We start from the raw sequence: 13005 nt of genomic DNA, 5'->3' as shown, positions 1-13005 counted from the left end.
AAACAGTTGTGGGTCCGTCTTTTTAAAGAATTGAAGTTGATCATCAGTTAGTTTGCACATAGTTCCTTTTTGCTGAGTCTTTATAAACATTGAAAAGAATAGTTGTTTAGTTGGGGAAAAGGGTTTTAGAATCAGGTCCGTTGCTCTCCATAAATAAGTAATCCCAAATAATTCAAACCAATTAATACGTCTTCTTAAATCACTTTCTTTAATTATAGGCCATCTAACAGGCTGGTCTTTGTTGCTATTAAGGTTTAAATTCAAGTGGAAAAGTCAATAAAAGCTCTGTAAGCAACGCTGTACAATCCACTGAAAACCATTACAATTGATCCTATAAGAACATGAGATAAAGAGAGGTATTTCTCCATGACGGATACAAGTGGGAATCGCAAAGTTGACGGCTATCTAAAGAAACTCAAAACGTGGAAGGAAGAGTCCACAAAGCTGAGAGAGATTATTCGGGATTTTGAACTGACAGAGGATATGAAATGGATGCACCCTTGTTACATGCTGGATGGAAAAAACATCGTTTTAATCCATGGATTCAAAGAATACGTGGCCATTCTGTTTTTCAAAGGTGCTCTGCTGAAGGATACACACGGCATTTTGGTCCAGCAAACGGAGAATGTACAGGCAGAGCGCCAGCTTCGCTTCACCAGTCTGGAGCAGATTGTGGAGCAGGAGGCTATGATCAAAGCCTATATCCAGCAAGTGATTGAAGTAGAACAGGCCGGACTGCAAGTAGAAATGAAAAAAACTGCCGAATATAGCGTTCCCGAGGAACTCCAGCAGCAGTTCGATGAGAATCCTGCTTTCCGAGATGCATTTGAAGCACTGACACCCGGACGGCAGCGGGCATATCTTTATTATTTCTCACAACCGAAGCAATCCAAAACAAAAGTGTCACGAATCGAGAAGTATATGCAACCGATCCTGGAGGGCAAAGGGTTGAATGATTAATCTTATAACAATATATTTGAGGGAAATTAAGAGTAAAAGCGAGTTGAGAGCCTTTCAGATATAATCCGAAAGGCTTTTTGCTGTTTTTGCTAAAAGTATAGATAACAGGAGAGTGTCCCATATGATTCGAACTTACCAATACTACGCAATTTTTAATTTTGCTGAGGATGGAATTAATGTTACATTTCCTGATCTGCCCGGATGTATCACCTGTGGCGATTCAGTTGAAGAAGCATTATTGATGGCGAAAGAAGCACTAGAATTATTTTTGGATGGAGAACCTGTTGAAGATATTCCGCCTCCTCAAAGCATAATGCCACAATTATTGAACCCTAAAGATAAAGCGTATTTAATTGAAGCAAATATCTGAAGCTTCAGCAGAAAGATCGGAATAAATAACTGTGAGTTGTTACAACTAGTGAAAATATTTTGATAATAGATGGGAAAACTTTGAGAATAATGACTAGTAACGGGAATGGACTGAATTAAAGCATCATTTCTACAAGAATCGATATCTCGATCAACAATTCGCTGGAGTTGTTATTGCTAGGTCAAATTTCCAATGAGATGGATAGCCAACTTGGTAATGTTATTAGGTAAAAAGATTCAAACCAAACGTATTACTGAATCCATCTCTGAAAGAGAAGTATCGAACTTTGATGTAGATCTTGGAGATAAGGCGGAAGACCCTTTTGAAATATCTAAAATTATTGCTTCTAAGAAAGGTGATGATCATATCAATGAAGAGCATTTACAGCAAGCTCTGAGAAAAATTGTAGAAATATCACGACCTTTTAGAGTGAATCCTTTTAATCGGGTTGACTTTGATTTGCAAGATGAGTTAGCTAAGGAGTCTCGAAAGAAAGGCCCAAAAAATTCAAATATGAGTGAGAAGCAAAATTATCGTAAAAGTGCTAATAAATAAGTACATCACTGATCATAGCCCCATCACGTAGAGACAAATAAAAAGATTTTCACTAAGCGGCGACTTTTTCCCTAGAATTCAATCGGGGAGAGGTCGCCAATTTTTTTTGAAGAAACTTCAAAGCAAAATAACTGACTTCGCAACTTGCTCATATTATCTGAATACACCTTTTTGGTTTCAGGTCAGACGCGACAGACTAAGTTTAAACATCGCTGAATCTCTGGGAACATAGGTAATTGTAAAAAAATAAATATCGTAAGAAAGTAGCACATCGTTGCGGTTTTTTTGTGAATCAAAAAAAAGGGGGGTTGACTTTCTCTTTGGTTCAGGGGGGGCCTTGACAGGCGTATGTTATGATCAAAAAGTTGAAAGTTCTCCTGCAGATTTTGAACGAGAATCAGATAACTTTCCAAAAGGAGGTTTATATATGAGCAAAACACAATGCCTTTCCTGCTATTGCAGTTCTGGTTAACATATGCAGACAGAGGTATTTAGTTCTACTTAATTTCTAACATGAATCAAAAATTTGAAAGACACTGAGGAGTGAAGGTTTTGCAATCAGGTACTATTTCTGAAATTCAAAAAGTTCCAAATGTTAAGGTTTTCCCTATTATGTTTGCATTGATGCTTGCTGGTATCATAGGTACTTTTAATGAAACGGCAATTAATATTGCTATAAGTGATATTATTAATCAGTTCGCGATTACGGAAGCTAAAGTTCAATGGTTAACAAGTGGTTACTTACTTACACTGGGAATTCTAGTTCCTCTTTCTGGACTATTGATACAATGGTTTTCAACACGTCAACTTTTCCTGACATCAGTCAGTATGTCTATCGTAGGATCTGCAATTGGTGCTATGGCGGGAAGTTTTGATATCTTGCTATTAGGGAGGATACTTCAAGCAGCTGGAGCAGGGCTATTATTCCCATTGATGCTTAATACGGCTCTTATTATATTCCCAGCCGAGAAACGCGGAAAAGCGATGGGACTAGTCAGTCTTGTGTTCACAGCGGGACCTGCTTTAGGCCCAGCCATCTCAGGTCTTTTAATTGATTATCTAAGCTGGAATTGGATATTCTGGGTATCGTTGATGGCTCTGGTGCTTGCTTTGTTGGCAGGCGTAGCGTTTATGAAAAATGTAGCACCTATAACCAAACCACGTATTGATATATACTCTCTAGTCTTGTCGACAATTGGTTTTGGTGGACTTGTTTATGGTATTAGTAGTGCAGGAGAGGGAGATCATGGTTGGAGTAACCCTGTTGTTATTGTACCCCTGATTGCCGGGGTTATCGCATTAATCCTATTTGTCATTCGTCAACTGAACATGAAAAAACCTTTAATGAACTTAAGAACTCTACAGAACCCTATGTTTGCTATAGGTACTTTGCTGGTATTCATATGTATGATGGTTTTTCTATCGTCCATGTTCATTCTTCCCATGTTTATGATTCGAGTTCTTGAATTAAGCGCACTGACGACTGGACTTATTCTTCTACCAGGCAGTGTAATTTCAGCTGTACTTTCTCCTGTCGTAGGGGCACTATTTGACAAATTCGGACCTAAATTTTTGGTAGTCCCTGGTCTTATCATAGTTGCAGTCACTCTATGGTTCTGTTCTAATATTACGGTTGCTTCGTCCATTGCTTTGATTATGGTCATGCATACCTGTCTGATTGTCGGAATTCTGATGGTATGGATGCCTGCTCAGACAAATGGTCTGAATCAGCTACCTTCTGATATGTACCCCGATGGTGCGGCTATATTGAACACACTTCAACAAATCGCAGGAGCTATCGGTATTGCAATGGCAGTAAGTATCATGACAACCGGAACCGCAGACTTTATTAAGAGTGTGGCTGATCCTACGGAGCCGGGAAATGCAACATTGGCGTTAACCGCTGGTATGCAGAACGCATTATTCTTCACGATGTTTGTAGCCCTTGCCGGACTTGTTCTAGGTGTATTTGTAAGACGAGTGAAAGTCCAGAAGTGGTCTGGAAACTCGGAATAGTCATAATATAGCTCTGCCAGATCAGTGGACTACTATTATGAGACAACTTTACCGAATACTGATTTGATGATGATCTAATAAGTTGAGATACAGATCATCTTTTAAAAACTAAATTGTACCCTACAAGATAGACACTATGAAAAAGTCCATCTTGTAGGGTGTTTTTCAAAAGGTTGTAAAAATACCGTTGACCCAATAATCATAGAGGATAACAATATACCAAGCATGATTTCACCCCTGAATTTACCAAACTGAGTTTAGAACATCGTCGACTTCTGTGATTCTTGTGACAGATGGTGTTTGAATTAGATTTCCTTTGACCATGACCATAGAGATGTCTGACAAGGCCTCGATATGTTCCAGTGGATTTTGCTCCATGATAATCAAATCAGCATGTTTTCCGATATCCACCGTTCCTGTTACATCTTCAACACCGAGGATTTTCGCATTGGTTCGGGTCACCATGTCGATGACCTGTTTGTTGTTCAGGTTGGCCTGTCTCATGTAGTGGTCCATCTCTCTCCACATATCATAGTGAGTCACGTAAGGCATGGCGGCATCTGTGCCGATCCCGATGGTGATGTCGTTTTTGATCGCTTGTTTTACACCTTTGAGCATGGAATCGTAAACCAGTTTGGAATTCTCTTTTACCGTTGCACTTACCTTTGTTACGTTGGTATCCAGTGAAGCGGATGGATAGGCGGCTTGCAGGGTGGGGATGAGTGCGGTGTAGCCATTCAGGGCATTGGGATTATTTTTGTACAAACGAATGATTTCGTCGTCCATCTCCGAACCGTGCTCGATGGTATCGACGCCACCATGTAAAGCTACTCTTACGCCTTCCGTGCTTTCCACATGCGCTGCCACCCGCAAACCAATCTTATGCGCTTCGTTGCAGATCGCCGAAACTTCGTCCACCGTCATCTGTAAACGTCCAGCTTCGCCAACCATCTTCGCATCCGTCACGCCACCCGTCACACAGATTTTGATTAGATCCACGCCGTGTTTCACATTGATCCGCACATTTCTTCTGCCTTCCCATGGGGAGTCGCCCATCAGAGCGAGAAATGGAGCACCATGTCCGCCCGTGACACTTAGGAAAAATCCGGATACTAGCAAATTGGGACCGACAAAGTCACCGTTGTTAATCTCATCCCGTAGCTGGACATCGGTGTAAAAGAATTCACCCACACTGCGCATCGTTGTCACACCCGCATGGAGTGCGGTCAGCGCGTTGCGTTTCATTCGTTTTTTCAAAACGTTTCTACCAAACTTGGTGTTCAATATTCGATCATAGGCAAACTGCAACAATCCTTCACTGACCGAGAGACTGAACGGTTTACCATCTGCAAAGAGGTGCACGTGTGCATTGATCAGTCCAGGCATAATGTATTTTCCTGAGAGGTCGATGGTTGTGTAGTGACTTGGAATATTCAGATCATGATCTCGGCCGATATCCTGGATAAGTCCTTGTTCATTGACGAGAATCGTCATGTTTTTTTGTGGATTACGCTTCAGATCTCCGTGGATCAGATGGACGTTTTTTAATGCGTAAGCGGTGTTCATGTTGTGTTCCTCCTTAGAATGTGGATGGGATTATATAAGTTGAAAGAGGGTATGTACACTTGCCACTCCGATGACAGAACAACCTTCGGATCGCTATTATCCCCAGATTTTTTTGATTCCCTCTTAATAGGGAAAATCCGGTGATAGCTTATGCTTCCGATGTAGCTTTCTTTCAGAAAGCTTTCAGGCGAACGCTTCGCTTCCTCTGGTTATTTCTGTCCTCTCCGTTATCGTGTAAATATGGGTTCAACTTAAAAAGTTTGGTAAATGGTAAATATTCGTCTTAAAAATGAATTATAAATTCATTTTTGGGCCAAAAAAATAGAGTGACATAATGTTAGTGTTTTTTTTGCGTGCAAACCAAGTGAGTTGATCTGATCTGCACGCTTTGTCTACCTGGCATAATTGATGAGAAGGAGCGTTATTCGTTGAGACTCTTCATACCGTACAGTCTGTATACATACAAAGCTTCGAATATTTGCTTTCGGCTATCCTCACTCATATCCCGCTTCAATAGATCCAGGTTCATGTCGATTACATTGTGCGCGAGAATGTTCAGCAAGATCAAATTCTCCTCGGTGCCAATCTCATACCGTTTATATTGGTTCTTCAGATAGACCTTCTTGGTTTCAATCATCAGCTCAACAAGTTCATTCTTGGCGTTGGTGTAGATGGTGCCTTTATTCTTTTCGAAGATGATCACGATCTGATTCCGGTATTTACGTAACACATCCACCTGTTCCTGCAACAGCGCCGACTTTCGCTCGCTATCCGTTTCCTCAAACAAAGTCTGGTTATCAAAGTGAATCGTCTCCACCAACACATTTTTCAGATAATCCACCAGATCCGGTGGCACAACGGCGTAGAATAGTTCTTTCTTGTTCTTAAAATAAGTATAGATATTGCCCACGGAAATATTGATCTCATCCGCGATATCGCTCATCTTGGCATCCGCATAGCCCTTTTCAAAAAAGACCTTGAGCGCCGCGTATTCAATCTCTTTCCTGACTTCGTCTTTCTTGGATTGCACCATCGGGAACGACTCCTTAATAGTGAATGGTTGGTTCGTTATTAAGATAGACCTTTTTGAGGGGGGTGTCAAATGTGAAAATGTTGAGAATATTACATGAACGTTGGAAATTTCGTGTCAAGTAATAGAAGAGTTAATCATTACAACTCGAATTGACTCCCATACGAAAACTACTAGATTAGATGATAATGAGGTCAGCTATGATGATGTTAAACAATGAATTTTACAATGGATTCGGTAATGGAGTTCTACTAGGCCAACTTGACAATTTAGCAGGAAATGAACTTGTTCTGGCTCAGTATCATTATGATTCTATGTCTCGTCCGATATATGTTATTGATACTAGTGGGAATGTATCAACAGCAGCCTATGATAAATGGGGGAGAGCATTTGAATCTACAGATGCTTTTGGTAACCTGTACCGTACGGATTACGATATTATTGATCGGAAGAATACCTCTTATCTGGTTGCGGCCAGTGACGTTACCGCTTTCCGCGCTAACGCTCAGGACAGTCTGAAACGGAATGTACTTGAAACATTTAGTGATCAATGGGGGAGAGAGATCGCAAGGAAAGGATATCCGAATTGGCCGAATCGAAATGCCGCAGTTGTTCAAGAGGATTACACTATGATCACTTGGGTAATGTATTAACCTATGTGGATCCGAATCGGAATACAACCCGTTATCAATATGACAGATTAAATCGACTAACTTCCGTACAGGATGCATTGAATCAAACAACGTCGTATAGCTATAATAAGCTCGGGCAGTTGCAGAGTACAACTCAAACTGACGGAACGAAGAGTTGGGTGACAAATAAAACTTATGATGAAACAGGACTTTTGAAAACAAGTACTGATCCAGGTGCTAATCAGGACGTATTTAATCGCAATAAGCTTGGACAAGTCTCTGTCCGCAAAAATCCCAACAATACTTCGATCTATTATTTGTATGATGAAACGGGTCGAAGTACGATGAAGATTGCAGGATCGAATACGATAAAAAATGTATATCAGTTCCGTAAATTTGGTCCATCACGCAGGAAGAACAACGGAATGGTTCAAGTGTTATAACTACCTATAGTGATCACAATACATATGGTGCGCAAAGGTATAAGGGGACGATATATGATGGTGTTGTCACAGTTGTACGACATGAGTATGACGATCAGAATAGATTGAAAAATATTGCTGATGCGTTTGATTATTTTACACACTACAAGTACGATAAGACACGAATTAGTAAAGTACAGACGAATGGAACATATCAGGTTTCTGTAGCAGATAATGCCAATGCTCAGTATATCTATGAACCGGATGGTAAGATAAAGAGTATTATCTACCCGAGACTATCGGACGGTAGTGTGTTAACTACAGATAACCAATATGATGCTATTGGTCGGTTACTGAAAGTTACCAACAAGAAAGGTACTACGGTACTATCTCAGTATCAGTACAGTTATGATAGTAATGGGAACATCACTTCTGTAACAGATGCATCAGGTATAACTGATTATAAATATGATAAGTTGGATCGGTTAATTCAGGTGAAACGTCCTACAGGTGAGACGATAGACTATACCTACGATGCCCGAGGTAATCGTAAGACACTAGCAGAAGATGATCGTTTATTACAATTCGCTAGAGAACAGACGTATACATTTAACCTGTGGGATCAGCTAAAGACTATCACCGAAGGTAATATGACTACTGAGTTCGAATATGAAATGCAAGGACTGCGCTTGTACAAAGAGACAACGACTAGAGCGGCTAATGGAACAGGAAATCCACCAGTAAAAGAGAAAGTTCGTTATGCGTATAACAATAACGGACAGGTAATATCGGAGTCTAATGATTCGAATCAGGCGATTGCGAGTTATGTCTGGGGACCGGATCGGATGTTAGCAAAAAGAGATGCTAGCACGAATAAAAAGTATTATTATCTCTATAACGGTCACGGTGATGTTGTACAGATAATTAACGAGAACGGTACTACGGTGAATAGCTACCAGTATGATGAATGGGGCAATATCCTGTAGCAGACGGAAGAGATCAAGAATTCATTTAAGTATGCAGGAGAAATTCAGGATGAAGAGACAGGGCTATACTATCTGCGGGCGAGATATTATGATCCTGGGGTTGGACGATTTATAAAAAAGGATACGTATGAAGGCGAACTAAATGATCCGCTGAGCCAGAATTTGTATTCGTATGTTCATAATAATCCGTTGAAGTATGTAGATCCGAGTGGTCATAGGGTCTGGTTAATTCACGGAACGAATCTTTCGGGTGCCGAGCATCCAGAAGATACATGGACTCCGGATTTTGTGGAGTATGTGGAAGGACTTTTTAATGAGTCAAGTAAAAAGATGAAATGGACTGGTGGCAACTCAACTGGTGCTCGCTCAGAAGCGGCGAAGGATTTTGTGACAGAAGTATATGAATGGCATTCTAAAAACCCTGATGATCCAATAAGATTAGTTGGTCATAGCCATGGTGGGAATGTCGCCATCATGTTAGCTAATCTTTTAGATAAAAAAGGAATGAAAGTAGACACTTTGATTACAATAGCTACCCCAGTTAGGGGTTACAACTTAGACAAAAATACTTCCGTTGGCCAACACATTCATGTATACAATAAAAAGGACCAAATCCAGGTAAATGGAGGGCCTCTGTGGGCTTTGGGTGCTACTAAAGGGCGTACATTTAAAGGTGCCGAAAATGTGAGGGCCAAAGATGCTGAAAAGCTAGGCGTCTTTAGTCCGAACGGTGGACCTATTGATTCTCATTCGAGTATGCATAGCAACAAATCTATATGGGATAAATATATTAAACCGAAGTTGAAAAAGTAGAACTGAGCTGTCAATAATCAAAGAGGAGGGCGTGTATGGCAACATGGTTAAGGCTTTTAATCATAGTAATAATAATATTTAATATTTCATCATTTGTATGGTTACTACTTGGTTCAACAGCCTATTTTCAACGAGAAATGGATATTGTTGGTACATTTTATTTATTAATCGTTGGTATTCCCGTTCTTTTGTTGGCTATATTATTTACTGTATTTCTGATTAAAGGAACTGTTCCAACAAGTGGAGTACACTACATTGGAATTTGTCTGGGGCTGATACTGTCATTAATACTCTCTGCCATCCTGATTCATGGTGTTAACTCCAGTGGGTGGGCAAAAGAGAAGTTAGAAAGCGATTCACCAAAGATTACGGCTGATGGTAAGTATGAATATCACATTGACTTAATTAATTTGTTTCAAAGGAACAGTAAAGCGCGTCTTTATCTAAGGAATGTAAGCACCGGAGAGGAAAAGTTTATCCCTATTAATATCCAGACACGCAAAATTAAAACTCTTGCGGTTGGTAAGGTTAACCATTGGGTATTACTTGAACCAACGGACATTGACTCTCAATATATTCTGTACACGACAAAAGACCTTGGTCGCTTGCCCGAAGAAAAATTCAAAATAGACATTTTAGCAGGAACATCAAGTGGAGTTAAATAAATTTCATCAACCACAATGCGAATAGATTTCGTGTTGTGGTTTTTCTTTCATCGGGGGGGGCATGTATTTCCCACCTAGTGCCGAATGAGTTAGGTGGCAATCTTAATAACCTATAACCTTAGAATACCAGTGCCACCGATGCTTCAATTTGTTGTACGCGCTGGTACAAAACGGCCGTAGGGCGGTTCATTAACGAGGATACGTATGAAGGGAAGATTACGAATCCGTTGAGTTTGAATTTGGATACGTATGTGCATAATAATCCGCTGATTTATGTAGACCCTAGTGGGCATAAAGTTTGGCTGATTCACGGTACTTTCTCAACCGGGGATACATGGACTCCGGATTTTGTGAAATATGTGGAAGGTCTATTTAATGAATCAAGTGAAAAGTTAAATTGGACAGGAAAGAACAGTACTGGTGCTCGTTCAAATGCGGCGGAAGAATCCATAAATAAAGTGTATGAATGGCACAGTAAAAATCCTGACGAACCTATTAGATTGGTAGGGCATAGTCACGGGGGGAATGTAGCTATCTTGTTAGCTAATCTTCTTGAGAAAAAGGGAAAGAAGGTCGAGATATTAATAACTGTAGCGAATCCAGTTAGGGAATATAAGCTTGATACAAAGGTTGGGCAACACATTCAAATGTATAACAACAGAGATTCCGTCCAAATGGATATGGGAGGAAAATGGTGGCGATTAGGGTTTGGTTCTACATCTACGAGGAAGTTTAAGGGTGCAGATAATGTGCGTGCGAAAGACGGAGAGACTGGCTCGAAAATTGAAGCACATTCTACGATGCATAGTAATGTAGACATATGGAAGAAGTACATCGAGCCAATATTAAAATTAAAATGAAAAAGATGTTTACATGAGAGAGGAGGGTTATTTTGGCGATCTGGTTAAAATTTCTATTGATATTACTAATGATTTTTAATCTGTCATCATTCGTATGGTTTCTCCTCGGTTCTACAGCGTATTTCCAAAGAGGAATGGATATTATGGGAACAACCTATTTATGGGGAGCTGGTATTCCTGTACTATTAATTACGATTGTATTTACTATATTTCTTTTTAAAGGATAGATTCCAACGAGCAGGGGAGATTATATTGGAATTTGTGTGTGGATGGTATTATCCATTTTACTCTCTTTCGTATTGATTCAAAGTGTGAGTACTCACGGTTGGGCAAACGAAAAGATCAGTAGTGACTCATTGAAGATTACGTCGGACGGAAAGTATGAATATCGAGTAAACTTAATCAACTTATTTCAAAAAAACAGTCATGCTAGACTTTATCTTAAAGATGTCCATTCGGGGGAGGAAATATATATATCGACTGGGATTCAGACTCGTAAGATTGTAGGACTCGTGACATCCCTTCTTCCTCCGAAAGAGTCTTGTAATGGGAAATAATTTCACATTAAGAAGAATGTCTTTTTTGATTAACGAAACATAGACGATTATATCGATTAGCTAGTAACATGCAACAAACTCATCCTGGACGCCATGGACATTATCGCAAAGCAGGCAGGTGTGCTAGAGATGGATACCGTGAAACAAGCAGCATATCACCTTCATGCCATGGAACAGGATCTGAATCGAAAGTTATTTGAAGTCCGACTGGAGAAGAGTATCTTGGCAAATCAAATGAGTCAGTCTACATAAAACCACCTTAACAAAAGGACAGCGCAGGATCATATAAGATGATCTTGCACTGTTTTTTTTCCTTTCCATCCAAACGAATTCCGCTTCCAATTAAGCATTGACTTTCCTCCAAAATCCCCCTACACTTCAATTATTAAAATACTTTTAAAAACATTCATTGAATGGTTCGAAATGAACGAAAGGAGGCATACAACTAACCATGTTACCTACATCACACAACACCCAACAGGTGAAGCGGATCAACGTTGAATTGGTGAAGAATACGCTCCGATCAATGGGCGTAGGCACGAAGGCTTCCATTGCTAACCTGACCAAACTCAGCGTGGCGACATGCGGCACGATCCTGAATGAGTTGCTTCAGACAGGTGAGATTATTGATCTGGGTCCAGATGAATCAAGTGGGGGGAGACCTGCGAGTCGGTATCAATTCAATGCGGACTACGCGAGTGTGCTCTGTCTGATTATTCGAACTGAGGGCGGCGTTCACTCGATCACACATACATATGCCAATCTGAATGGAGAGATGGCGGACGAACAGACACTATTTTTGGATGAGATTAATGTCCCGGTGGTAGAGGATCTAATTGCGAACCTGATTGAACAACACCACAATGTGCAGGCGATTGGGATCGGCATACCTGGGGTGGCACACAACGGCGTTATTGGGATCTGTGATGTACCGGAGCTGATGTATCAGCCACTCGGACCAAGGCTAAAAGAACAGTATGAAGACGTGGAAGTGGTCATTGGCAACGACATGAACCTTACGGTCTATGGACTGTATAACCAGCAGCAATTTGAGGAAGAGAAGAACTTTGCGGTGGTGACTTTTCCGGAGAACCATTTTCCGGGTGCAGGTTTTATCATTGATGGTCGTCCGCTGACCGGGAATACGCAATTTGGGGGCGAGGTGTCCTTTTTACCTTTTGGCGTGTCACGAGAAGAGCAACTGCGCATGTTGAAAACGACAGAGGGTTTGCAGGAGCTCATCGTACAGACGCTTGTATCCATCATCGCGATCATTAACCCCGCTACGATTGTAGTCACAGGGGATACGACGGACCCTGCTATGAGGGATGACCTGATGCAAGGTTGTCTGGATCGAATGATTCCACTGGAGCATATGCCGGAGTTGATCATCCAAAGAGACACTCGGCGCGAATATGTGACTGGTCTAGTCGCTGTTACACTGGAGAGCCTGACCTACCGCATTCAGGTTATTGAGAAGCAGTGGTAAAGAAAAAGGAGCTTTTACGAGTATTCTATTTTTAGGAATAAAGCTTAACTATGTTTCCTATTTCAAATGTACAAATCATTGAAA

At 40.7% G+C, this 13005-nt stretch carries 14 protein-coding genes and 1 pseudogene; 13 read left to right on the top strand and 2 right to left on the bottom strand.

The features are described 5' to 3' along the window. The first annotated feature begins 366 nt into the window (after positions 1-366). From MHI52_RS23410 to MHI52_RS23395, 4 genes are all read left to right on the top strand, one after another. On the top strand, positions 367-960 hold the full coding sequence (locus MHI52_RS23410; protein ID WP_405157730.1) for a YdeI family protein: 594 nt from the start codon (positions 367-369) through the stop codon (positions 958-960). Positions 961-1081: 121 nt separating this feature from the next. Further along, a complete protein-coding gene (locus MHI52_RS23405; RefSeq protein WP_405157729.1) occupies positions 1082-1330 on the top strand; it encodes a type II toxin-antitoxin system HicB family antitoxin in 249 nt (82 codons plus the stop codon). Positions 1331-1522: 192 nt separating this feature from the next. Then, on the top strand, positions 1523-1885 hold the full coding sequence (locus tag MHI52_RS23400; RefSeq protein ID WP_405157728.1) for a hypothetical protein: 363 nt from the start codon (positions 1523-1525) through the stop codon (positions 1883-1885). Between the two features lie 612 nt (positions 1886-2497). Next, entirely contained in the window at positions 2498-3901 is a 1404-nt protein-coding gene (locus MHI52_RS23395; RefSeq protein ID WP_076329188.1) for a DHA2 family efflux MFS transporter permease subunit, read from the top strand. A gap of 243 nt (positions 3902-4144) precedes the next feature. Here MHI52_RS23395 and MHI52_RS23390 read toward each other — a convergent pair whose 3' ends face one another. Further along, positions 4145-5467: an amidohydrolase family protein gene (locus MHI52_RS23390; RefSeq protein ID WP_405157727.1), complete on the bottom strand. Its 1323-nt coding sequence runs from the start codon at positions 5465-5467 to the stop codon at positions 4145-4147. Between the two features lie 421 nt (positions 5468-5888). Next, positions 5889-6500, bottom strand: a complete 612-nt coding sequence (locus MHI52_RS23385) for a TetR/AcrR family transcriptional regulator (protein ID WP_405157726.1) — start codon at positions 6498-6500, stop codon at positions 5889-5891. Between the two features lie 311 nt (positions 6501-6811). Here MHI52_RS23385 and MHI52_RS23380 point away from each other — a divergent pair, with 311 nt between their 5' ends. From MHI52_RS23380 to MHI52_RS23340, 9 genes and pseudogenes are all read left to right on the top strand, one after another. Continuing rightward, positions 6812-7150, top strand: coding sequence for a hypothetical protein (locus MHI52_RS23380; RefSeq protein WP_405157725.1), 339 nt, complete (start codon positions 6812-6814; stop codon positions 7148-7150). Further along, positions 7135-7572, top strand: coding sequence for a hypothetical protein (locus MHI52_RS23375; protein ID WP_405157724.1), 438 nt, complete (start codon positions 7135-7137; stop codon positions 7570-7572). The genes MHI52_RS23380 and MHI52_RS23375 overlap by 16 nt, the downstream gene beginning before the upstream one ends. Positions 7573-7676: 104 nt before the next feature. Continuing rightward, positions 7677-8537 carry a hypothetical protein gene (locus MHI52_RS23370; protein ID WP_405157723.1) on the top strand — a complete coding sequence of 287 codons (861 nt, stop codon included), beginning with the start codon at positions 7677-7679 and terminating at the stop codon, positions 8535-8537. 12 nt (positions 8538-8549) lie between these two features. Further along, positions 8550-9350, top strand: coding sequence for an RHS repeat-associated core domain-containing protein (locus MHI52_RS23365; protein ID WP_405159417.1), 801 nt, complete (start codon positions 8550-8552; stop codon positions 9348-9350). Positions 9351-9385: 35 nt separating this feature from the next. Next, positions 9386-10015: a hypothetical protein gene (locus MHI52_RS23360; protein WP_405157722.1), complete on the top strand. Its 630-nt coding sequence runs from the start codon at positions 9386-9388 to the stop codon at positions 10013-10015. Between the two features lie 155 nt (positions 10016-10170). Continuing rightward, positions 10171-10308 (top strand): annotated as a pseudogene (locus MHI52_RS23355) (RHS repeat-associated core domain-containing protein); the annotation flags it as partial. Positions 10309-10365: 57 nt separating this feature from the next. Continuing rightward, positions 10366-10875, top strand: a complete 510-nt coding sequence (locus tag MHI52_RS23350; protein WP_405159416.1) for a lipase family protein — start codon at positions 10366-10368, stop codon at positions 10873-10875. Between the two features lie 650 nt (positions 10876-11525). Continuing rightward, positions 11526-11684, top strand: a complete 159-nt coding sequence (locus MHI52_RS23345; protein ID WP_405157721.1) for a hypothetical protein — start codon at positions 11526-11528, stop codon at positions 11682-11684. Positions 11685-11883: 199 nt separating this feature from the next. Further along, on the top strand, positions 11884-12921 hold the full coding sequence (locus MHI52_RS23340; protein ID WP_405157720.1) for an ROK family protein: 1038 nt from the start codon (positions 11884-11886) through the stop codon (positions 12919-12921). Positions 12922-13005 lie beyond the last annotated feature (84 nt).

Origin of the sequence: Paenibacillus sp. FSL H8-0283 (assembly GCF_045040675.1) — a bacterium.
In the GTDB taxonomy this organism is placed as follows: Bacteria; Bacillota; Bacilli; order Paenibacillales; family Paenibacillaceae; genus Paenibacillus; species Paenibacillus amylolyticus.
This window is presented reverse-complemented; position numbering and strand designations above follow the sequence as displayed.